The organism is Nonomuraea sp. 3N208 (assembly GCF_052245935.1).
Lineage (GTDB): Bacteria > Actinomycetota > Actinomycetes > Streptosporangiales > Streptosporangiaceae > Nonomuraea.
In genome coordinates this window covers 1-21,192 of the sequence record NZ_JBQQBR010000084.1, presented here as the reverse complement: position 1 = coordinate 21,192, position 21,192 = coordinate 1, and the positions used below count along the sequence as shown (strand labels likewise).

Sequence of the window (21,192 nt, the reverse complement as noted above, 5' to 3'; positions counted from 1 at the left end):
AGGTCGGGCCGCCTTGCCGGCGGCAGGTCGGGCCGCCTTGCCGGCGGCGAGGCACCGTGTGAACACGATGAAACCCTCGCTCACCTTGGGAAATTTAGCGGGGGCTTCATGCGCCAACGGGCGCCCCGGTGATGGGTCCCTCCCAAACTACTCGGGGGCTCGAGTAGGACGGGACAGGTCAAAGAGGTCAGACGATCTGCTTCCATGTGTTGTCCCGTCTACCCTGCAGGCTTGGCCAAATCGGTCTCGCCATTCGACGGCGTAAAGGTGGGCAGGTCCGCGACTCATAGGGTTCTCCAAGGGGTGAGGGGGCTAGACACGGGGCGGCCACGTCCAGGTGTCGGACTGGTCGCCTTCGCTTCGGGATGTGACCCAGTAGGTGTCGTTGCCGTCGAGGAACACCTGCAGGTTGATGCCGCCTAGACGGCGGTGCCCGAACGCGGTCGGACACATGTCGCCCCCTGGCAGCACATCATGGAGACATGAAGCTGCGCGGGGATTGGATCGTGCGCTGCATCCACGCTCTGCTGGGACTCTTCCTCCTAACGTTCGGCCTGATGATGGTGAGCAGCGGGCTGGACCCGGAGAAAGAGGGACTACGGCTGGAGCACCTGGTACGGGCATCATGGGACGACCTGATCGCGGTGGCCGTCGTCACGGTGCCCCTGCTGGCGACTGGCGTCCTGACCATGGCGCGGGCGGCCTTCATGGGCGTCACCTGCACAGAGGCGGAGGTCAAGGTGCACAAGGTGTTGTGGACTCGCCGGCTGCCGGTCGAAAAAATCATCAAGGTCGGCCGTACCAGCTCCGGCAAAGTCGATCTGTGGTGGAAGGACGAGAAGAGCCGGACGCGGCGGACGCGGATCCCCGCGTTCTCCGTCGACCGCTCCCCCAGGTACGGCCGTGTCGGCAAGCTTTTGCTGGAATCGGTGGAGCCGCACAACAAGCAGTGCGTCGGCAGGCTGCGACAGTGGATCGACGAGCGGCGCCCCGGATGAGGCCGCGCCTGGCTCCGGGGGTGCGACCAGCGTATACAGCATGCCTGCGTTGAACCCGGCCGCGACCAAGAACATCGCGATGCCGATCTTCCGTCGCAAGCTTCTCTGAACGACGAAACTTGATGCTCAGCGGTAGCACCTCACCTCGTTAGCCGTCGAAGCGGGCCAGGTAGAGGTCAGCCAGCTTCGACGACGTCGAGATGGCGGGTGTCACCGAGGTTGACGACCTGGCGGCTGTGGAAGAAGTCGTCTTCGTGCAGCGTGGTGATGCTGCCGGATGACGCCCGGAAAAAGGCATGGCCGACCGCCTTGATCGGCATCTTGATCCAGGACGTCACGACGAATGTCAGGGAGCCACCGTGCGTCACGATGATCTGGTGTTCGCAGGGGCGCTGCAAGATCTCGTCCATGGCCGCGTAGATGCGCTGCGCCAACGCCGCCTTGGTCTCGGCACCCTCCACGCCCTCGTCGTGTTCCAACCGCTCCCCGGCCGCCGGCGGCGGGACGAATCGTTGGTCCAGCCACTCCTGTGGCCTTCCCCCCGCCTCTCCGTAGGATTTCTCTCGCAGTCTGCGGTCCAGGATTGGGTTCACGCCGAACAGCTCGGCAACCTTCGCGGCTGTTTGCCGGGTGCGCTGCAGATCCGAGGAGAACAGCTCCACATCGGCGCCGTCCGGGATCTGGGCCCGCAGCGCCTGGGCAATGGAGAGCGCCGCGCTGAGGCCGGCTGGCGTCAGTTGCGAATCATGCCAGCCGCCGACGACCCCCTCGACGTGGTGCGTCGCCTCCGGATGGGTGACGGCGTAGATGGTGCGCATGAGTGAGCTCTTCCTGTAGGGGGACTGGTCTTGAGTGATCTTAAGAGCGGTTCACGAGTTCTCTGAATATCGATGATCATGGCTCTGTCGCCGACCGTGGTCGCGGACTGTCCGCGGCGACGGTGCAACCGGCGACGTGGGAGAAGTGCGGCATTCCCAGGTGGATGGTGGTGCCGCGGGCCGCGAGGTCGTCGAGCTGGGCGAGCTTCTGCCGCGCGCGAGCGAGGGTATCGTTTCTGTTCACGGCCTCGGGGAGCAATGGAACAGTGGTTGGCGTTAAGCATTGACCGACGTCATGGACGCCGTTGACGGCGGGCGTTCCCGCCGGTTACCCGTGCTTGTCCGGTTCGGCGTCGGCGAAGGCGCGGTACAGCGAGGCGACAGAGGGATGTCGCCCGGCGTTCTTGCCGGTCTTGATCGTGATCTTCTTGGCGATCTCGGGCACGGGGACGCCCTTGTCCTTAAGCGCCTGCGCGAACGTCAGCATGTCTTCGTCGATGACCTTGGGGCGTCCGCCGTGGTTGCCTTTCGCCGCGGCGGTGGCTTGGCCTTCGAGAGTCTTCTCGCGGATGTAGTTGCGTTCGATCTGGGCTGCGGCGGCCAGGACGGCGAAGAACATGGCGCCCATGCCGTTCGGGTCGTGGATGCCGGTGAGCGGGCCGGTGAGCAGTTCGAGTTGCACGCCGGCGCCCTGGAGTTTCCCGGAAAGGGTCATGAGCTCGGCGGCGTTGCGGGCCAGGCGCTTGAGCTCGTGGACGGTTCGGAAGTCTGTCGCACCGACGCGGCCCCGTGACGGGCGTGCATGAGGTGCGGCGATGGGCTCAAGCCTCGACGGCCGCATGGCCGACTTTCAGGTCGGCCAGTTCGCGCAAGCAGGGCTCACGGGGAACGGGCCTTCGCGGTAGATCTGTGGCATGACCACCTGATCCCCGAAGCAGGGCGGCCGGCTCCAGTGCGCCATCCTGGCGCAGCCAGGCGCGCCCCTGGGCTACTTCAACAACAGAAGAACCGCAGATCGAAACCCCTCGAAAGAGGTCTTGACCTGCGGTTCTTCAAACTGTATATCAGTACTCTGAGTAGCCCCGACGGGGCACACGGCAGATGGATGCAGGCTGCGCCCCTGGTCATCGAAGCCTTGTGTTCGCTGGACCGATCTGTCGTGTGAGAAGCGGTTCGCGGTTCGCTTCGGGCGAGGGTGAGTTTCGTCGACGAGGTCAGCGAGACAGTCCAGCTGGCCCGGACGTCGCGTCGCTTCTTCGATCCGCCCGACAGGGATCAGGCCGTGAGGACGTCGACGACGAACTGGGACGCGGGGCATGGCTTCGAACTCGTCTCGTGAGTCGTCGTTCAGCACCGTGTGCGTATCAGGTGACGGATGCTCAGCGATGGCTGGGCCCGCCGGTCAGTCGATGCCTTCGATGATGCGGAAGTCGCGCTCGACGCCGTCGGGGAGGGCCACCAGCGCCTTCTGGTATGCCTCGCTCTCGTATGCCGCGACGGCCTGTTCAAAGTTGTCGAACTCGATCAGAACGACGCGTTGCGTGATTCCGGCCTCGTGGGCGACGACTCGACCGCCACGGGACGGGATCCGGGACAGGACGCGCCCGCCCCCAGCCTGGACAGCCGGACCGGCCAGCTTGTCGTAGGCAGTCAGCCTCTCAGGGTCGGAAATGGCGGGGTAGACACTGACCCAGTAGCCCTTAGCCATGGAAACCTCCTGTGTTGGGCCGGACACGTCCGACTTCGAATTGACACTCAGATCGATCGATCCCGGCGACGGGTACTGCGGTCAGTTGAATCGTCATATGCGCAGGTTAGGGCTTGATGTGCGGTCGAGGGAAAGACCGGTACGGGATAGACTCAGAACGGATCGTTATCAATCGGCAGGGAGGGCACGTGGCGCCGGATACGGTGAGCCTGCGGTACTTCCTGGTGCTGGCACAGGAGTTGAACTTCACCCGCGCGGCCGCACGGATCGGTATCGCACAGCCCGCACTCAGCGCCCGGATGCGCCGATTGGAGGCGGAACTCGGTACGGCCCTGCTGGTCCGCAACACGCGTAGCGTCGTATTGACCACGGCCGGTGCGGCTTTGGCGGAGTCCGCGCCGCCCGCGCTGGCGGCGCTGGACCGGGCATGGGACACCGCCCGGAGCGCGGCGGCCGGTGAACTGGGCACGCTGCGCATCGGATACAGCCTCAGCGCCGGGGCCGAGACGGCACCGGCCCTGGTGGACAGGCTGATTCGCGGCAGCAGCGGACTCGAGGTCGGCGCGGTCCCGATGGCGACACCGGAGATCTCCCCCGCGGTCGCCGACGGCCGCATCGATGCCGGGATCACCCGCGGTGAACAGCCGGGCCGTGGCGTGCGCCGGTTCCTGCTGCGGCGTATGCGCGTCGGGGTCCAGCTGGCGCAGCACCATCCGCTGGCCGAACACCCGGAGATCGAGATCGCCGACGCGGCCGCGTATCCGCTGCGACTCCCGGACCGTACGGCCAACCCCGTGATCCACGATCAGCTGTCCGCACTGTTCCGAGACACCCGACCACACCCCCGATTCCACACGCCCGCAGTCTCTTTCGACATGTCTCAGCGCGACCTGCGCGACGGGGTCACCCTCGCCCCGGCCGGAGAAGCCGCGGTCACGGCACAACCGGCCGGTCTCACCTGGCGACCGCTGCGGGGCGCGCCCAGCCTGACGATCCACCTGGTCCTCCCACGCGAGCAGTCGCCGCTACACCGCCGCATCCGTGCCGTCGCCAAAACCCTGGCGCACGAGCTGCACTGGCTGCCGGACTGACGCACAAGAGGTCAAGCGAGACGGACGCCTGCGGTGGCGAGGCCGAAGACCTTGCGCCCGGCGGACTTGGCGGTGATGACGACGACGGCGGTCTTGCTGAATGTCCGACACGACCTCGCTACGCCGGCGGATCAGCATCCGATGATGGCCCCGGGTCCGGTCCGAGTCGTACACCGCGGCGACGTCCTCGCCCAGCCCGAGATCTCGGCGGATACCGCGCCTTCGCCGACGCCGAACCGGACAAGCACGGGTAACCGGCGGGAACGCCCGCCGTCAACGGCGTCCATGAGGTCGGTCAATGCTTAACGCCAACCACTGTTCCATTGCTCCAAGCGCACGCTATTGCAGCGGATGAAATCTCCGACCACTTCACACAGGCTGTTGGGCCGTAGAGAGATGCTGGCCTGCTGCTCGGATCCGTCGGGATGGCGGAGGCGAGATCAAGTTAGCAGCCGTCGCCAGCTTGTCACGATAGGGCTCTCATCTGCGGATTTGCCAAGCGATTACTTCTGATGAAAGATCCTTTCGTTTGATGTAATCGGTTGAAGGGTGGCGGAGAGTGAGCCGGGACGGGATGGCGCCGGGCGCTGCAGGCCTGTATCTGGTCGGTGGGGCGGTGTTGCTCCGGCCTGAGGAACAGGTGGCCGAGGCGATGCTGGAGGGCTGGCGAAATCAGCAGCTGGCCCGGAACCTGGCGTTCTCCACGATCGAGGGCCGAGAGAACGCGGTGAAGGCGTTCTCCCGCCACGCTGATGCGTTCCCGTGGCAGTGGATGCCGCAGATGGTGGACGAGTGGCTGGGCGACCTGCGAGCAATCCGGCATCTGCGGCATTCGACGCTGCGGAACTACGCCGAGGCGGTCCGGTCGTTCTGCGCTTTCCTCACCGATCCGGCCTATGGGTGGGCGACCGAGTGCGAGCGGCGGTTCGGGTCACATCCGATCCAGGTCTGCCACGAGTGGAACACCGCGGTCCACCTCCAGGACAACGAGGCCGACCCAGCCAGACGGGCGTTCACCCGCGATGAGCTCCAGGCGTTCTTCGACTACGCCGACGACCAGGTCCACCGGGTCAGTGGCGCCGGACGCAAGGGCTGGCTGCCGGCATTCCGGGACGCGACGTTGTTCAAGACCGCCTACGCCTACGGGCTGCGCCGCCGCGAAGACCGGATGCTGGACCTGGTCGACTTCGGGCCCAACCCGCACGCGCCGATCTTCGGAGACCTCGGCGTCTGCTACGTCCGCTGGGGCAAGGCGATGAAAGGCTCACCGCCCAAGCGCCGCAGCGTCCTGACGGTCGGCCCGCGCGACGGGATCGGCGGGATGGACTGGATCGTCGACATCCTCGACCAGTGGGTCACCGAAGTCCGGCCTGGGTTCGCCCAGGCGGCCGTCTCACCGGCGTTCTGGCCTTCCGAGCGCAGCCCACGGATCGGGTTCTCCCAGATCAACACCCGCTTCGCCACCTACCGCGACGCACTCGGCCTCGACCCGGGCCTGGACTTCCACTCCTTTCGCCGCTCCTACGTCACCCACCTCATCGAGGACGGCTGGGACCCCCGATTCGTCCAGGAGCAAGTCGGCCACGAGCACGCCTCCACCACCTCGATCTACACCTGCGTCTCCTCCGACTTCCGTATCCGCACCCTGCGCCAAGCGATGGAATCGACCCTGAATGCCGCCCTCGCCACCGGAAGGAAGAACCGATGAAACGCCAGGTCAGCTACCAGTGGCGGCTCCGCGAGACCATGGCCGCGCACGGCATGTTCACCGCCACCGACCTCGCCCAGCCTCTCGCCGACCGCGGCATCACCCTGTCATCGGTCCAGATCTGGCGGCTGGTCACCCAAACCCCCGAACGGCTCTCCATGCCGGTCCTCGCCGCACTCTGCGACATCTTCGGCTGCACCCCCGCCGACCTCATCGCCACCAAAGCCGAAAACGCCGCACCCCGCCGCACCGCCACCGGCGACACCGGCCCGGCAACCCAGATCGCGCCGATCAGACCCAAGCGCGCCCGGATCCGCCCCGACCAATGAGCCCCCTCTCCCCAGAGCGCTACGAGCGCAATCACATCCGCGACTGCGCCCGCTGCGGCCGCCGCGCCGCCAAAGCCGCAAACTGGTCTGACGGGCCGATCTGCCGGACCTGCCTGCACAAGGCCGAGAACACACACGGCACCTGCCCCACCTGCAGCACCGACCGTCTCCTGCCCGGCCGCAGGGATAACGGCGAGGCGATCTGCCGGGACTGCGCCGGCATCACCCGCTCGTTCTCCTGCTCTCGCTGCAGACATGAAGGCCAGCTCTATACAGGTCGTCTCTGCACCAGATGCACCCTGACCGACCTGATCCACACCGTCTTCGACGACGGCACGGGCTCCATCAGTCCAGCCTTGCGCCCGCTCGCCGATCGGCTGATCGCCTCACCCAACCCCAAATCCACCTGGATGTGGTTGCGGCGCCCCTACGTTCGGGACCTCCTCAGCAATCTCGCAGATGGCACGCTTTCGCTCACTCACGACGCCCTCCACCAGCTTCCGAACTGGAGAACCGTCGCCCACCTGCGCGACCTGCTCATGGCCAGCGGGGCACTGCCCTTGATCGACAAGCAGCTCCTTCATCATGAGACCTGGCTCGCCCACCGCTACGCCGAACTCGCCGACGATCCCCACCTGCGGGTGCTGCGTGCCTTCGCCACCTGGCATCAACTGCCCCGCATGCGCGCCCGCGCTGCGACCAAGCCTCTCACCTCCGGCTCCCGCAGGGCCGCCGGCGAACAGTTCAAGACCGCCCACAGCTTCCTGACCTGGCTCGACGACTCCGCCCACCGCCTCGGGTCCTGCACGCAGAGCCTCCTCGACGCCTGGCACGCCACCCACTCGCAGCACCAGCACAACACCCTGCGGGTCTTCCTGCGCTGGGCCATCAGCGACAGCCGCATGCCCAAGCTCCGGATCCCGACTCCGGCCACGCCCAAGACGCCGCCCTTGTCTCAGCGCCGCCGCCTGGAACTCCTCCGACGCGCGCTCAGCGACGAGAGACTCGCCCTCCCCAGCCGCGCCTCGGCCTGCCTCATGCTCCTCTTCGCCCAACCGATCACACGGATCGTTCGCCTCACGCTCGACGACCTGATCTCACTTGACGGCGAGCTCCACGTTCGACTCGGAGACCCGCCCACATCGGTCCCCGAGCCCTTCGCAAGCCTTCTACTCCAGCTGGCCGACGAACGGCCCCATCTGAACACCGCCACCAACCCCGGTGCCCGCTGGCTCTTCCCCGGCCGCCGAGCTGATCAACCCGCCAACCCCGGCACGCTCCGCGAACACCTACGCCTCGCCGGATTCCTCACCGGCACCGCACGACCAGCAGCACTCCGCCAACTCGTCCTTCAGGCCCCCGCACCGATCATCGCCAGAGCCCTCGGCTTCCATGACAAGACCACCACCCGAGTCGCCGCCGACGCAGGCGGGACCTGGAACCGCTACGCCCCGAACGACCACTCACAGTGAACGTCCTCAGCGTGACTGGCTCGATTACAGACCTCTTGAGCAGCGACTCCTACCATTTGCCCCTGATCGACTTGACGGGATGCCCCGGAGCGCGAGATCCACCGCAAGGGCGCGGACTGGGTTGTGCACGGCCGCCTTGGTGGCCGAGCACGGTCACAGACCAACACCACCCGCCCGCCAAGCCTGTGGCGGTAGACGTTTCCAGAGATTGCCATTCACTTCTGATCGAGCGGTCGAACGATTAAATCGGGGCTGCACCCGGATCTCCTGAGCTCAGCCCAGCGCGTCCATCAGGGCGGTGACATAGGCATCCAGTCGCTCCTCCACGGCTCGCGTCGTCAGCTCTGTCCTGCCTGCCTCCCGCCATGGCTGCGACACTAACTGTACTTCTTCTGAGCAGGCCAGCCCGTCCCGCACCTGCCAGTACAGCCGCTCGCTCGCGGCCGCGGCCAGCACCCCGCCAGCCTCCTCGTACGCCTCAGCGAACCGCAGGCCCCACGGCGGTCCGTGCAGCAGCGCGAGATTGGTGGAGCAGTGTGCGACATCGAGGTCTGCCGGGCCCCAACAAGTCCCTGCCCAATCGACGACGCCGGTGATCCGGGCACCCGTCGGCGTTGAGGGCGGCACGTCGAACAGCACGTTGCCGGGTTGGAAGTCCCGGTGCAGGAATCGCCCTTCATAGGACGGCGCGGGCTTGCGGATCACGTCGATCGCCGCGGCCCATGCCGCCGCGTCGGCGCCCTTCGGAACCACGACGGTGTCGGCGGTCGTCAGCGTCACATACTTCCGGGGCCGCTCGGCGGGCCGCAGCGCATGGATCGCCACGAGTTGACGGGCCAGCAGAGGGACGCGCGTTTCCAATCCCTCATCGTCGAGGACCGTCCGGCCCGTCAGATGTGTCATCAAGAGCGATGGATACTCGCAATGCGCGGCGGTCGGATCCACCGCGACCAGCCCAGGAGCCGGCACGCCGGTCCCCGTGAGCAGGGACAGAGCGCCGGCCTCCCCGTTCAGTCCGTCCTCGGCGCCCCTCACGTAGAACGGGTCGACGAAGCTCCGCAGCACCAGGTCACGGGTGCCTCCGTCCCGCGTGCCGATGGTCAGCCTCCGCATCTCGGCAGTGATGCCGCCGTGCAGCGCCTCGGTTTTGACGATCCGTTCGCCGACCTCCAGGTGCCGACTCACCCAAGCGAGTGTTAACGGTCGGACAGCGGCCTCATCGTGGTTGATCACCGTGCCACTTCATCATCCCGACGGTGGCACGCGCCAAGGCTTTTGGAGGCGATGGCCGCGCTGCTCAAGCTCCGCGCCCGGCGCGCGTTCAGACAACCGGGGCGGTGGCTGAGCCGCCGGTGCTCATCCCGTCATGTTGACCAGCGCTTCCTCTGTCACGTCAGCTTTCGGGGTGGGTGGCACCACGGTCAGATCAAAGCTGCACGTGTCCTCCAGGCCCCACACCCGTCATTGCCAGGGCCATCGGCTTCGACGACAACACCACACCCGAGTCGCTGCTGACGCAGGGGACACCTGGAACCGCTACGCCCCGAATGGCCACTCACGGTGAACGTCCTCAGCGCGACTAGCTCGAATACAGACCACTTGATCAACGACTCCTACCAGTCCCGAGGCCGGTTCACGCCAGTTCGATCTGCCGGCGGACAGGCGGACCTCGGGGATGCCGAGGTGAACGGGCGTCTTGCGGGCAGTGCGCATGGCTTCGAGCTTTTGGGCTGCGGCCGCCATAGTGGTCTCGCTGCGGGTACGGCTTGACGCTGAGGGGGCGCGTGATCTTCACCTCGCGGCCGGCGGCGGCCTGCTCGGCGATCTTGACCGGCCCGACCAGCGAAAGTGCAGCCTGGCTCGCTCGTTGCATGATCTCACGCGGTCCTGCCGAGGACGGCGTCGAGCTGGGCACCGGGCGCTTTCGCCGCGTCGTGGCCCACGGGGCGACCCGCCTTGATCTCATTGCGGCCAGAGTAATTTTCCGGCCAGAGTAGAGGAACACGCCCCCAGGGGATCCCTGACCTTGGCGGGGGCGTTCGGACACGCTGCCGGCGGGGACGGGCGGTGGTCCTGTGTGCGATCGTGTGACGCGCCGGCGGCGGCGGCAAACCCATCAGGTGCGCTCCTGCTCGGTGGTCAGAGGTCGTGGTGCCGAGGGGGTGTAGTTCCGCAGCTCTGGCACTGCCCATGCGACTGCCGTCACGGTCACGATGGTGAGCAGCCCGCCGGCGCAGATCACCGTCCGGGGATCGAGGATTGATGTGGCCGTCCCGTGCAGCAGGTTCGCGATGTGGGGACCCCCGAAAAGGACGACGGTGAGCGATCCCTGGATCCGGCCGGGCATGGCGTCGTGGGTGTGCGCTTGTGTGATGGCGTTGCGGAAGGTGCTCAGCACGAAGTTGACAGCACCGCCGAGGACGAGCGTGGCCAGCGCGATCCACAGCTGCGCGGCCAGTCCGAGGAGCACCACGGTGATGCCCCACACTGCTGCGGCCGCCGCCATGAGCGCACCGTGGCGACGGGCGCGGGTGAACGTGCCCGACAACAGACCGGCCGTGACAACCCCGGCAGGATAGGCGGCATAGAGCAATCCCAACTCCGGGCCGCCCCCCGCCGGTCCGCCGTAGATGTATTGGGCAAGTTCCGGAAACAGGGCTATCGGCATGCCGAAGACCATCGCCGCAAGGTCCACCGCGAGCACCGCCACCAGCAGCCGGCTGGCCGCCAGATATCGCAAGCTGGCCAGGATCTGGCCGATCGTGGGGCGAGGCCTGCGGGACCGCGCGGCGGCCGGATCGCTGGATGGTCCGGCCGGGTGAGGGTGGGGCGGCAGCGGTGGCAGCTTGACAACGGCCCACACGACGGCCAGCAGGGCCACGGCGTCGAACAGGTACAGCGTGCCGAGCCCGACAGCCGGTATCAAGACACCGGCCAGGACCGGTCCGAGGATCGACCCGGCGTAGCGGGTCAGCGACATGAGACTGTTAGCCGCCGGTAGAAGCTCGACCGGGACAAGGCGGGGCACAACGGCACCCGTCGTGGTCATGATCGCCCCAAAGGTCAGCCCCTGGCAGGCGACCAACATCATCAAGACGGGAACGGAGCGCCCGCCCAGCACGGCGTGGATCCACAAGGCCGCGTACGTGAACGCGAGGCCGCTGTGGGCCGCCAGCAACACGCTTCGCCGGTCCATGACGTCGGCGAGGGCGCCGATCCAGAGCGCCGCCACGACCAGCGCGACGAACGACACCGCCCCCGCGGCGCCCACGGCCGCCGAGGAGCCGGTCACCGTGAAAAGCTGCGCCGGTACGGCGACCACGCTGAACGAACCGCCCACCGCGCAGACCGACGATGCCACCCACAGTCGCCGGTAGGCCGCGATGGCCAGCGGGCGGCGATCGATCGTGTAGGCGCCGAGTGATCGTGCCGTTGACGTGATCACTGTCCGGTGCCGCCGGCCTCGGCTGCGGCCCGGGTCTCCAGGCTCACCACATCGGCGACGACGCAGGCGACGTTGTCGGGGGCGCCGGCGGCGTACGCCCGCACGACCAGTTCGTCGAGCACGTGCTGGGGGGCGCCCGGCCCGTTCAGCACCTCGCGCAGCGATGCGTCCGGTACGACGGTGGACAACCCGTCGGAACACAGCAGGTACCGGTCACCGGCCACGGCCTCATGCAGCGACAGTTCCGGCTGGGCCCCGCCTGTACCGGTCAGCGCTCGTGCGAGCAGCGAGCGTTGCGGATGCGAGGCCGCTTCCTCGGTGGTCAGCCGGCCCTCGTCGACCAGCGCCTGCACGTAGGTGTGGTCATGGGTGATCTTGAACAGCTCGCCGTCACGCACCAGGTACGCCCGGGTGTCACCGATGTGCACCAGCGCCAGCCGGGAACCCGACCACAGCAACGCCGTGAGCGTGGTGACCGCCTCACCCGACGGCGTTGAGGCGGCGATTTCCCCGATGGCCCGGTCGGCTTCACCGACCGCGTCGGCGAGGGCGCCGAGGAGGTCCTCAGCCGGTACGGCCAGGGTCTCCAGCGGTTTGAGCGCGTCGATGGCCGCTGCGCTCGCGAGGTCCCCGGCTGAGCCGCGGACCCCGTCGGCCACCGCCAGCAACCGGGGTCCGGCGTAGGCGGAGTCCTCGTTGCTCGTGCGCACCAGTCCCGACTCTGACCGGGCGGCGTAACGGATCCCGAGTATGGTCGCCGTCTCTTCCACGGTGCTTCCTCTTCCCGACAGATAGTCGACGAGGAAGGTGGCCAACTGCCCGCGGGCGGCGGTTTCGGCCAGGACCTGCTCCCAATAGCCGGCGATCTCTTCGGCCGCCGCCGGTGCCGGCAGGTCGCACACCCGCCGGATACGCGCCAACGGCATGCCCAGCCGCCGCAGCCAGGCGATCAACCGGGCCCGCTCCAGTTGCTCCGGATCGTAGAACCGGTATCCGGACTCGCCGTCCACCGCGGCCGGCCGCAGCAACCCGAGTTCGTCATACAGCCGCAACGCCTTCGGCGATAGCCGCGCGGCCCGGGCGAACGCCCCGATCGTCAGCAGCCGCACCACTCCTCCTCGTCCCGGCCACCGCGGCCGGTACCGACGATGCTGCTGCTTCACCCAAGGGGAAGGTCAACACGGCGGCCGTGGTCCCGGCCCGGCCTGCCCCGCCTCGGGAAGGCTACCCCGCCCCCTTCCCGGGCGCCGTACGGGGACGTTGGCCTTTACGTCTTGAATTCGCTGTCAAGTCTCTGCGAAATCGGAGAATATGTCATAGTTTGTGGCGATTTGGGCTGTTAGTGTCGCCCTAAAGGAGGCAATCGATGGGGGGATGGTGTCTGGAATGCAGGAATTCCTAGCAGGAGGGGGCTGCCGACGCCGCCGCTGGTGGCGTCGCCGTCGCTGCCGCCGCCGTAGGCGCTGGTGGGGCCCCTGGCGAGACGACCATTGGTGGTAAACCAACCCGATGAGAGCCGCGGGTTGCGATGGCCTCCGCTCCGCGTTTGATCCTCACCCGTTGGTGGCCGCGCTCAGCGGAGACGTCGCAACCCGCCTCTTTCGCCGCATCACCCCACGAAGAGCTCTCCTTGAGAGGGTTGAGCAGTTCACGACTGTGTGCTTGACCTGTGGGCTCATCGTGCTCCGGACTTTGTCATCCCTGGAGCCGTTCGGTGAGAAGCCCGCCGGTGGTGATATTGCCGACCCGGCGATGCCGAGTTAGGCAGGTCGGGTAGCGCCGGCCGCATCGGCGCGACTCCCGCCGCTCCAACCCCGGCCACCCGGGCGACGCCTCAGGGCATCAGCCTCGGCTCGACCAGGACGCAGCTGAAGGCCGCCTACCCCCATGTGCGGCGCGGGCCGTGTGGGTTTCCCGCCGCCGACCTGCCAGGCAAGAAGAAGGCGTACCACCTCTTCTACCTGTCGGACAACACGTGTGAAGTGGTGAGTCGCCGTGCCGGTTGCGGCGTGCACTTCGGTGTGTCGTGAATGGGAAATTCGCAGTGGAAATTGTCGAGTATCCCGGTTCTGCCGGGCCCCATAGCTTTCGTGGGCCTTTCCATCCCCCCGAGGCCTTGACAGGGAAGGGGCGTGCGACCGGCTGCTCGGCTGGGTTGCGAAGCGTTCGTGGTGTCACCTCCTCAAGGAGACCGACCTGACCGTGTGCGATGTTACGTGTGATGAGCGTTACATTTTCTAGCGCGTAAACACGTGGGCGGCGCATACTCCAGCCCATGCAAAACCACCTGATCGACCGGCGAGGGCTGCTGCGCGCCGGACTTGTCGTGGGCGGCCTGCTCGCCGCGACGACATCCGCGGGCACCGCCGTACATGCCCAGAGCGCTCTGCCCGCGGCCGGGACCGCGCCCGAGCAGCGTCCCGCCACACCCGACGCGGCGTGGGCGAGGTTGCGTGAGGGCAACCGCCGCTGGGTGGCCGACACCTCCACTCACCCGCACCAGGACGCGGCGCGGCGCGCGGAGGTGGCGCAGAAGCAGGACCCGTTCGCGGTCGTCTTCTCGTGCATCGACTCGCGGGTGGCGCCCGAGCTCGTCTTCGACACCGGATTGGGTGACCTGTTCGTGGTGCGGACCGCCGGGCAGACCATCGACCCGCTCGTCACGGGCTCGGCGGAGTACGGCCCTGCCGAGCTGGGCACCCCTCTCGTCGTCGTGCTCGGCCACCAGCGCTGCGGCGCCGTCACGGCCGCCGCGGAGTCGCTGCACGACCACAAGAAGCTGCCGGGCGAGCTGAACACGATCGCCTCCTCGCTGCGCTCGGCCTACAAACGCTCGGGCGGCGACGTCGACAAGATGATCCGCATCAACACCATCGACGTGGTGAAGCTGCTCAAGAAGGACACGCTGTTCGCACCCCGTATCGCCAAGGGGCAGCTCAAGGTGATCGGCGCCTACTACTCGATCGACACCGGCGAGGTCACCCGCCTCGTGTGACCCGGCGGGCAAGGAAACACTCCGTCAGAGAGAGCGCCCGGGCCGAGGGCGGTGGGGCCGCTCATGACGACGGTGTGGATGTCGCTGTCCCGACGGAGCCGTTCGTCGCCGCTCAGGCGATCGTTGAGCTGGTCGGACGCGGCGGCGATCTGGCCGGGGCAGGTCGGCCCGCCGACAGGCCCGGGCCGGGTGCCGCAGCTCAGCTTGCGGGCGTGACGAAACAGAACTCGTTGCCCTCGGGGTCGGACATGACCTGGAAGGAGCCCTGTTCGTCAGAGACGGTCTCGCCGATCCGCGCGGCACCCAGCCGCAGTGCCTCAGCGATGGCCGGCTCGATCGCGTCCACCACGATGTCCAGATGGAGCCGGTTCTTGCCGGCCTTGTCTTCTGCCACGGGCTGGAACGCCAGCCGTGCGCCCCCGGGCGGTTCGACGTGGGACCAGCCCAGGGCACGATCCACCGGGTCGCCGCCGAGCAGAGCAGCCCAGAAGCGAACCAACCCGTGCGGATTCCGGCAGTCCACGACGATCTGGTTGAGGCGCGCACGCATGACGGCCAGGGTAACGGGCCACGTCACCATGGGCGAGCGGTGCTCGGAGCTCTCCCGCGGGGTGCCGCCCGGCTCGCCGCTTCCGACGCAGGCCTGAGCCCGGCAGCGGCCTGTAGCAGTCGTAGCCGAGCCGTCCGCGGGTCGCCGCGACCAGCGGCAGCACCCAGGATCCGTACCGCCCCCGCCGGCGACACCACCCGGGAGACGCGGCAAGGGCCTCGCCGTCCGTACGCATCGCCTGAACGTGTGCCGATGAGTTATGGCGGGGCGGGTGGTCCACCTCCTGAAGACGACATTCGGGAGGTCTCGTGGGGACTGTGGTGCTGTACAAGAGCATGTCGCTGGATGGGTTCGTCGCCGGTCCGCACGTCCGTGCGGAGCATCCGATGGGCGAGGGCGGCGAGCGGCTGCACGAGTGGATGTTCACCGAGCGGCCAGATCCGCGTGACAAGGAGTTCGTCGCCGCGATCATGGCCTCGGTGGGCGCGGTCGTGGTCGGGCGGCGCACGTTCGACGTCGGGCTGCCCCACTGGCAGGACACGCCGTACCCGGTGCCGACCTTGGTGCTCACCCACCAGGCCCGCGACGAGCTTGCCATGAAGAGCGCGACCTTCACCTTCGTCACCGACGGCATCGCCAGCAGCCTGGAGTCCGCGCAGGATGCGGCAGGCGGCAAGGACGTGATCGTCATGGGCGCGCAGACCGGGCGCCAGTTCCTGAGCGCCGGGCTGGTGGACGAGCTGCAGATCAGCCTGGTGCCGGTCGTGCTGGGCGGCGGGACCCGGCTGCTGGAGGACCTGGGCCCCATCGAACTGGAGCGCACGCAGGTGATCGCCTCCGACGCGGTCACGCACCTGCGGTTCCGGGTCACCACGTAGCGATCCCGCACGGTCAACGGCCCACCACCACAAGAACACCTGATCTGCATACTCACGTCGATCTTCGAGGTCGCAGCCGGGTATAGGGGTGCACGGGGGCGCGCCGTCCAGCACACTGCCCTCAAGGGGATGGACAGACGGGTGGGAGGCGGCGATGGCCAAAGGCGCGATCATCGTGATGCTGGCGGTCCTGCTGGCCACCCGCTGCGGCGGCCCGCCCGCCCCGAGCCCGCCCGCGCAGGCCGCAGCCCCCACCCCCACCCCCACGCCCACGCCCACGCCCACTCCCACCAGCGGCTGCCAGGCCGCCCAGCCGCTGCGGCCCGGCAGCCACACCCTCACCCACGGCGGGCAGCAGCGCCGCTTCCTGCTGTCGGTGCCCGACGGCGACGGCCCCCACCCGGTCCTGCTCGACCTGCACGGCCTCGGCTCCTCGGCCCGCCAGCAGAGCACCTACAGCCGGCTGGCCCCCGAAGGGTCGCTGCGCGGCTACGTCGTGGCCACCCCGCAGGCCGCCGAGGGCCGCATGGGCTGGACGCTGCCCCACACCGGCGGCCCCGACGACACCGGCTTCTTGGCCGCGCTGCTGGACCGGCTCGAGCAGCGGCTGTGCGTGGACGCGCGGCGCGAGTTCGCCGCCGGCATGTCGTACGGCGCCGGCATGGCCGCGGGCCTGGTCTGCGCCCTGGACGGTCGCCTGGCCGGGATCGCCGCCGTGGCCGGGCTCAACATCGTGCCGCCCTGCGTCCCGCCCCACCCCACCACGATCATCGCCTTCCACGGCACCGACGACCGCATCGTCCCCTACCGCGGCGGCCACCCGTTCCGCGACGCCACCGGCGATCTGCGCACCCTGGCCGAGCTGGTGGTGCTGGCGCCGGTCGAACAGGCCATGGACGGCTGGGCCAAGGCGCACGGCTGCAGCGGCCGCACCACCAGCGGCCTGAGCGAGGAGGTACGGCTGCGCGGCTGGAAATCCTGCCCCGGCGGGGCCACACTGCGCCTGTACACGATCGACGGGGGCGGCCACACCTGGCCCGGCCCCATCAAGGTGCCCAGGCTCGGGGCCACCGCCCGCGACCTGGACGCCACCGCGCTCATCCTCGACACCTTCGACCGCACCCCTTCCCGGTGATCAGCCCGACAACTGGAGAATCCATGGACGACGTACGCGTCACGATCGAAGCCGTGCCCCGCGCCGGGCTGACCGAGCAGCGGCTGCGCCAGGCCATCGCCGAGCACCCCGAGGCGTTATCGGCGCTGGAGGTGGCCGACCCGGACAGGCTCACCGTCGCCTTCGCCCCCGGCCTCGGCCATGACCCCGGCGAGAACGCGCCGTTCCAGGCGACGGTGTTCGACCCGGTCGGCAACCGCGCCGTCGAACTGCGCGGCACCCTGGACCGGCCCGAACGCGCCGACCTGCGCCCCAGCGCCTGGCGGCCGCAGCCCAGCCGCGCCGAACTCGTGGCCGCCGCCGCGATCCTGCGCGCCGACTCCCGCTTCCCCGCCGGTGACGACGTCGTGGTCTACCGGCCCATGCCGCCGCTGGCCGACGCGGAGAACCCCGACGGCACCACCGTGCGCCGCCCCACGCTCGGGGTGTACACGCCGGGCGAGCCGACCGGGCTGCGCCACCGCATCGTCGCCGTCGACCTGGTCAGCCGCGCGGTCGACTGGACCCCGGCCGGGGTCAACGTGCGCATGCACCACGACTGCGACAACAGCGTCCCCGAAGGCGTCGACTCCCTCGTCGACCGCGGCGGCCCCGACCAGGTTCGCGTACGCGTCCACCGCGGCGCCACCGAGTTGTGGAACCTGCTGGTGGTGCGACCGCGCGCCTCGGCGCCGCAGAACCCCGGCATGGGCGGCGGCGTCGAACTGCGCCAGGTCCGCTACCGCGGCCGGCTCCTGCTGCGCCAGGCCCACCTGCCCATCCTCAACGTCGAATACGAGGAGGGCACGACCTTCCGCGACGACGTCGCCTTCGAAACCCGGTTCTCGGCCACCGGCTCCGACCCGGTCGGCTGGGGGTGGCGGCTGTGCACCAGCGCCCCCCGTACCATCCTGGAGCGTCCCGACACCGACGCCGGCAACTTCCAGGGCGTGGCCTTCCACCACGACGGCGAGCAGCTGCGCATCGTCAGCGAGATCGCCGCCGGCTGGTACCGCTACGCCAGCGACTGGCGGCTCGGCGACGAGGGCGACATCAGCCCGCGCTTCGGGTTCGCCGCCACCCGCAACCCCATGACGTGCCTGGTGCACCGCCACCACGCCTACTGGCGGCTCGACTTCGACATCGAAGGCGCCGGCAACGACGTCGTCGAGCAGATCGACGACACCGGCTCGATCATCCCCGAACCCGTCCCGATCATCCGCGAGACCTCCCGCCGGCGCCGCCCTGCCGATTCCCGGGCCCGCTACTGGCAGGTCCGCGACAAGTCCTCCGGCCGTGGCTACCAGATCCATCCGGGCGAGTTCGACGGCACCGCCGACGCCTACGGCGTGTCCGACCTGTGGTTCCTGCGCCACCACCCGCGCGAGCTCGACGACGGCAACCCCGGGCCCCGCGACCGTGCCGCGATCAACCGCTGGCTCAACGGCGAGAACATCAACGGCGCCAACGTCGTCGTCTGGTACGGCGGCCACTACTACCACGACCAGGCCCACCCCCAGCCCCACCAGGGTGAGCTGATCGGTCCGCGGCTGGTGCTGATCTGACGGGAGCGGCAGGCGCTGATCCAGCGGCTACTCTTGTCGCTCATGAGTCAGGTGGGACACGCGACGGCCCGTGCACTGCTGCGCAGACTGGCCGTCGAACAGGCCGAATGCAGGGTGCCGTCGCTGACGGCCGCGATCGTGCGCGACGGGCGGACGGCGTGGTTCGGCGGCCGCGGGCGCGTCGGCGACGCACCCCCGACCGCCGCCACCCAATACCGGCTCGGCTCCATCACCAAATCCATGGTCGCCGTCGTCGTCATGCGGCTGCGCGACGAGGGCGTGCTCGCCCTGACCGACACCCTGGACGCGCACCTGCCCGGCGCGCCACACGGCCACCTGACCATCGCCCAGCTGCTGTCGCACACCGGCGGGCTGACCGCCGAACCCCCCACCTCCTGGTGGGAACGCACACCCGGCATCCCCGCCGCCGATCTGTTCAAGCGTCTGGGCCCCGGCGAGCTCAAACACCGTCCGGGACGCCGCTTCCACTACTCCAACGTCGGCTTCGCCCTGCTCGGCGAGCTCGTCGCCCACCTGCGCGGCACCACCTGGCTGCAGGCCGTCCACGCCGAGGTGCTCGCCCCGCTCGGCATGAAAGACACCACCGCCCGCCCCCGCGCCCCGCACGCCACCGGCTACGCCGTGCACCCGTGGGCCGACGTCGTGCTCGCCGAGCCCGAGCACGACGCCGACGCCATGAGCCCGGCAGGACAGCTGTGGTCCACCCCGCACGACCTGGCCCGCTGGGCGGCGTTCCTGTGCGGCGACACCGGTGGCGTGCTGTGCCCCGGCACGCTGGCCGAGATGCGCGAACCGGTCGGCGTCGACGACGGCGACACCTGGACCGGTGGGTTCGGGCTCGGCCTGCAGCTGTCGCGGACCGGCGGCCGCCGCCTGGCCGGCCACAGCGGGTCCATGCCCGGTTTCCTGGCCACCGTGTGGACGGATGCGGCCGAAGGAGTCGGGGTGCTGTTCATGGCCAACACCACCTCCGGGCTCAGCGGCCGCCTGCTCACCGACCTGCTCGACATCCTCGACGAGCACGAGCCGCGGCTGCCCGACGAATGGCGGCCCGTGCCGGCCGACCCCGAGCTGCTGGCGCTGACGGGGCTGTGGCACTGGGGGCCCAAGCCGTACACGGTGCGGCTGCTGCCCGAGCGGGGCCTGTCGCTGGAGCCGGTCGGCGGGGCCGGGCGGGCCTCACGGTTCGTGCCCCAGCCGGACGGGACGTGGCTGGGGCTGGACGGCTACTACGCCGGGGAGACGCTGCGGGTGGCGGCCGATCATCTCGACCTCAACACGTTCATCTTCACCCGCGAGCCGTACGACCCGGCGGCGCCGGTGCCGGGCGGGGTGACCGGCTGGCACGCCTGACCGGCCGAAAGTAGCCTTGCCGCGCGGCGATCGGCCCACCGGGATCGGCCCACCGGGATCGGCCCACCGGGATCGGCCCACCGGGATCGGCCCACCGGGATCGGCCCACCGGGATCGGCCCACCGGGATCGGCCCACCGGGATCGGGCCGCCGGGGCGAGGATGACCGCGATTGCGGCAGGCGTGCTCTACCTCGTGTCCCACATCACCTCGGTCGGCGGGCTCGTCCTGTACGCCCCGATCCTGGATGATCCCGGCATCGTCGGCCCGGGCGCCGACACCTGCGTGTTGTGGGGAGCGTTCCTGGAGGGTCTCCTCGCCCTCGCCCTCGCCTACGTGGGCGTGCGCACGCTCGAGGCCGCCAGCATCGTCACTCTCCTGACGGTCGTGACATGCAGCTGATGTTCCGGTCGGGCCTGGCCGCGCCTGGTCGGCGTGCTGGGGCTCGTCGGCGGCCCGCTGGTCTTCGCCTCGGCGACCGCCGTTCGGCGGCCGCACGCGGAGTATGAACTCCAGCACGTACAGCCCGCCCGCGTCGACGCCCCCAGCCGGGCGGTTCCTTAACCGGCACCATACATGCGAACCTCTAAAGTACTAGGACACTAGATAAATGGAGAAACCGGTGATCGAGTTCCATCTGGATGCGAAATCCGGCCTCTCGCCGTACCTGCAGCTGATCCAGCAAGTACGCCATGCGCTACGGCTCGGCCTGCTGCGCGAGGGTGACCAGCTGCCGACCGTCAAGGAGGCCGTAGCGCAATTGGCGATCAACCCCAACACCGTCCTCAAGGCCTACCGGGAACTCGAGCACGAGGGTCTGGTCGCCGCCCGGCCAGGGGTGGGGACGTTCGTGACGGCGACGCTCACCGACACCTCGCTGGCCGCGCACGGCCCGCTGCGGCTGGACCTGCAGCGCTGGCTGGCCAAGGCCCGCCGCGCCGGCCTCGACGACGAAAGCATCGAGGCCCTCTTCATGACCACATTTCGGACCACCTCTCAGGAGGACATAGCGTGACCTCTGTCCTAGAAGCCCAGGGACTGGGCAGGAAGTACGGCAAGCGCTGGGCGCTGCGCGAGTGCACCATCGACATCCCGGCGGGCCACGTCGT

The 21,192-nt window shown here is 68.9% G+C and carries 20 protein-coding genes; 12 read left to right on the top strand and 8 right to left on the bottom strand.

Going from position 1 to position 21,192, the window contains the following annotated elements; translation table 11 throughout:
* Positions 1-312: 312 nt before the first annotated feature.
* Entirely contained in the window at positions 313-453 is a 141-nt protein-coding gene (locus ACTWPT_RS58105; protein WP_443186134.1) for a hypothetical protein, read from the bottom strand.
* A 29-nt stretch (positions 454-482) separates the two neighbouring features.
* Between ACTWPT_RS58105 and ACTWPT_RS58100 the strand changes: the two genes are divergently transcribed.
* On the top strand, positions 483-998 hold the full coding sequence (locus tag ACTWPT_RS58100) for a hypothetical protein (protein WP_443186133.1): 516 nt from the start codon (positions 483-485) through the stop codon (positions 996-998).
* Positions 999-1,174: 176 nt separating this feature from the next.
* Here the strand turns inward: ACTWPT_RS58100 and ACTWPT_RS58095 are convergent, their stop codons facing one another.
* From ACTWPT_RS58095 to ACTWPT_RS58085, 3 genes are all read right to left on the bottom strand, one after another.
* Positions 1,175-1,816, bottom strand: a complete 642-nt coding sequence (locus tag ACTWPT_RS58095; protein WP_443186132.1) for a histidine phosphatase family protein — start codon at positions 1,814-1,816, stop codon at positions 1,175-1,177.
* 328 nt (positions 1,817-2,144) lie between these two features.
* Positions 2,145-2,657, bottom strand: a complete 513-nt coding sequence (locus tag ACTWPT_RS58090; protein ID WP_443186131.1) for a recombinase family protein — start codon at positions 2,655-2,657, stop codon at positions 2,145-2,147.
* Positions 2,658-3,218: 561 nt separating this feature from the next.
* Entirely contained in the window at positions 3,219-3,524 is a 306-nt protein-coding gene (locus ACTWPT_RS58085; protein ID WP_443186130.1) for a DUF1330 domain-containing protein, read from the bottom strand.
* 188 nt (positions 3,525-3,712) lie between these two features.
* On the opposite strand from ACTWPT_RS58085, the gene ACTWPT_RS58080 reads away from it, so the two are divergent.
* The 4 genes from ACTWPT_RS58080 to ACTWPT_RS58065 all read left to right on the top strand — a co-directional run bounded on the left by ACTWPT_RS58080 (position 3,713) and on the right by ACTWPT_RS58065 (position 8,124).
* Positions 3,713-4,615 (top strand): LysR family transcriptional regulator, encoded by a 903-nt coding sequence (locus ACTWPT_RS58080; protein ID WP_443186129.1) that lies wholly within the window; start codon positions 3,713-3,715, stop codon positions 4,613-4,615.
* Between the two features lie 559 nt (positions 4,616-5,174).
* The gene (locus ACTWPT_RS58075; protein WP_443186128.1) at positions 5,175-6,323 is read left to right on the top strand and encodes a tyrosine-type recombinase/integrase; all 1,149 of its coding nucleotides are present in this window, start codon (positions 5,175-5,177) and stop codon (positions 6,321-6,323) included.
* A complete protein-coding gene (locus tag ACTWPT_RS58070; protein ID WP_185075475.1) occupies positions 6,320-6,652 on the top strand; it encodes a helix-turn-helix domain-containing protein in 333 nt (110 codons plus the stop codon). The genes ACTWPT_RS58075 and ACTWPT_RS58070 overlap by 4 nt, the downstream gene beginning before the upstream one ends.
* Entirely contained in the window at positions 6,649-8,124 is a 1,476-nt protein-coding gene (locus ACTWPT_RS58065; RefSeq protein ID WP_443186127.1) for a hypothetical protein, read from the top strand. Before ACTWPT_RS58070 ends, ACTWPT_RS58065 begins: the two co-directional genes overlap by 4 nt.
* Before the next feature lie 273 nt (positions 8,125-8,397).
* On the opposite strand, the gene ACTWPT_RS58060 is transcribed toward ACTWPT_RS58065, so the two are convergent.
* From ACTWPT_RS58060 to ACTWPT_RS58050, 3 genes are all read right to left on the bottom strand, one after another.
* A complete protein-coding gene (locus tag ACTWPT_RS58060) occupies positions 8,398-9,357 on the bottom strand; it encodes a phosphotransferase family protein (protein ID WP_443186126.1) in 960 nt (319 codons plus the stop codon).
* A gap of 883 nt (positions 9,358-10,240) precedes the next feature.
* Positions 10,241-11,569, bottom strand: coding sequence for an MFS transporter (locus ACTWPT_RS58055; protein ID WP_443186125.1), 1,329 nt, complete (start codon positions 11,567-11,569; stop codon positions 10,241-10,243).
* A complete protein-coding gene (locus tag ACTWPT_RS58050; RefSeq protein ID WP_443186124.1) occupies positions 11,566-12,678 on the bottom strand; it encodes a MerR family transcriptional regulator in 1,113 nt (370 codons plus the stop codon). Before ACTWPT_RS58050 ends, ACTWPT_RS58055 begins: the two co-directional genes overlap by 4 nt.
* Before the next feature lie 1,166 nt (positions 12,679-13,844).
* Here ACTWPT_RS58050 and ACTWPT_RS58045 point away from each other — a divergent pair.
* Entirely contained in the window at positions 13,845-14,564 is a 720-nt protein-coding gene (locus ACTWPT_RS58045) for a carbonic anhydrase (protein ID WP_443186123.1), read from the top strand.
* Between the two features lie 199 nt (positions 14,565-14,763).
* Here the strand turns inward: ACTWPT_RS58045 and ACTWPT_RS58040 are convergent, their stop codons facing one another.
* Positions 14,764-15,114 (bottom strand): VOC family protein, encoded by a 351-nt coding sequence (locus ACTWPT_RS58040; RefSeq protein WP_443186122.1) that lies wholly within the window; start codon positions 15,112-15,114, stop codon positions 14,764-14,766.
* Between the two features lie 308 nt (positions 15,115-15,422).
* On the opposite strand from ACTWPT_RS58040, the gene ACTWPT_RS58035 reads away from it, so the two are divergent.
* The 6 genes from ACTWPT_RS58035 (at position 15,423) to ACTWPT_RS58010 (ending at position 21,098) form a co-directional block, all read left to right on the top strand.
* Positions 15,423-15,992 (top strand): dihydrofolate reductase family protein, encoded by a 570-nt coding sequence (locus ACTWPT_RS58035; protein ID WP_443186121.1) that lies wholly within the window; start codon positions 15,423-15,425, stop codon positions 15,990-15,992.
* Positions 15,993-16,146: 154 nt separating this feature from the next.
* Positions 16,147-17,127, top strand: a complete 981-nt coding sequence (locus ACTWPT_RS58030; RefSeq protein ID WP_443186120.1) for an alpha/beta hydrolase family esterase — start codon at positions 16,147-16,149, stop codon at positions 17,125-17,127.
* 23 nt (positions 17,128-17,150) lie between these two features.
* Positions 17,151-18,710 (top strand): hypothetical protein, encoded by a 1,560-nt coding sequence (locus tag ACTWPT_RS58025; protein ID WP_443186119.1) that lies wholly within the window; start codon positions 17,151-17,153, stop codon positions 18,708-18,710.
* A 42-nt stretch (positions 18,711-18,752) separates the two neighbouring features.
* Positions 18,753-20,084, top strand: coding sequence for a serine hydrolase domain-containing protein (locus ACTWPT_RS58020; protein ID WP_443186118.1), 1,332 nt, complete (start codon positions 18,753-18,755; stop codon positions 20,082-20,084).
* A gap of 161 nt (positions 20,085-20,245) precedes the next feature.
* Positions 20,246-20,485, top strand: coding sequence for a hypothetical protein (locus tag ACTWPT_RS58015; RefSeq protein ID WP_443186117.1), 240 nt, complete (start codon positions 20,246-20,248; stop codon positions 20,483-20,485).
* Positions 20,486-20,705: 220 nt separating this feature from the next.
* Complete coding sequence (locus ACTWPT_RS58010; protein WP_443186116.1) at positions 20,706-21,098, top strand: GntR family transcriptional regulator; 393 nt, start codon at positions 20,706-20,708, stop codon at positions 21,096-21,098.
* Positions 21,099-21,192 lie beyond the last annotated feature (94 nt).

What these genes read in the sequence shown, in the direction of transcription:
- ACTWPT_RS58045 (WP_443186123.1), top strand. Translation starts at nt 13,845, where the DNA reads ATGCAAAACCACCTGATCGACCGGCGAGGGCTGCTGCGCGCCGGACTT.
- ACTWPT_RS58070 (WP_185075475.1), top strand. Translation starts at nt 6,320, where the DNA reads ATGAAACGCCAGGTCAGCTACCAGTGGCGGCTCCGCGAGACCATGGCC.
- ACTWPT_RS58085 (WP_443186130.1), bottom strand. Translation starts at nt 3,524, where the DNA reads ATGGCTAAGGGCTACTGGGTCAGTGTCTACCCCGCCATTTCCGACCCT.
- ACTWPT_RS58090 (WP_443186131.1), bottom strand. Translation starts at nt 2,657, where the DNA reads ATGCGGCCGTCGAGGCTTGAGCCCATCGCCGCACCTCATGCACGCCCG.
- ACTWPT_RS58065 (WP_443186127.1), top strand. Translation starts at nt 6,649, where the DNA reads ATGAGCCCCCTCTCCCCAGAGCGCTACGAGCGCAATCACATCCGCGAC.
- ACTWPT_RS58020 (WP_443186118.1), top strand. Translation starts at nt 18,753, where the DNA reads ATGAGTCAGGTGGGACACGCGACGGCCCGTGCACTGCTGCGCAGACTG.
- ACTWPT_RS58105 (WP_443186134.1), bottom strand. Translation starts at nt 453, where the DNA reads ATGTGTCCGACCGCGTTCGGGCACCGCCGTCTAGGCGGCATCAACCTG.
- ACTWPT_RS58030 (WP_443186120.1), top strand. Translation starts at nt 16,147, where the DNA reads ATGGCCAAAGGCGCGATCATCGTGATGCTGGCGGTCCTGCTGGCCACC.
- ACTWPT_RS58100 (WP_443186133.1), top strand. Translation starts at nt 483, where the DNA reads ATGAAGCTGCGCGGGGATTGGATCGTGCGCTGCATCCACGCTCTGCTG.
- ACTWPT_RS58015 (WP_443186117.1), top strand. Translation starts at nt 20,246, where the DNA reads ATGACCGCGATTGCGGCAGGCGTGCTCTACCTCGTGTCCCACATCACC.
- ACTWPT_RS58025 (WP_443186119.1), top strand. Translation starts at nt 17,151, where the DNA reads ATGGACGACGTACGCGTCACGATCGAAGCCGTGCCCCGCGCCGGGCTG.
- ACTWPT_RS58040 (WP_443186122.1), bottom strand. Translation starts at nt 15,114, where the DNA reads ATGCGTGCGCGCCTCAACCAGATCGTCGTGGACTGCCGGAATCCGCAC.
- ACTWPT_RS58095 (WP_443186132.1), bottom strand. Translation starts at nt 1,816, where the DNA reads ATGCGCACCATCTACGCCGTCACCCATCCGGAGGCGACGCACCACGTC.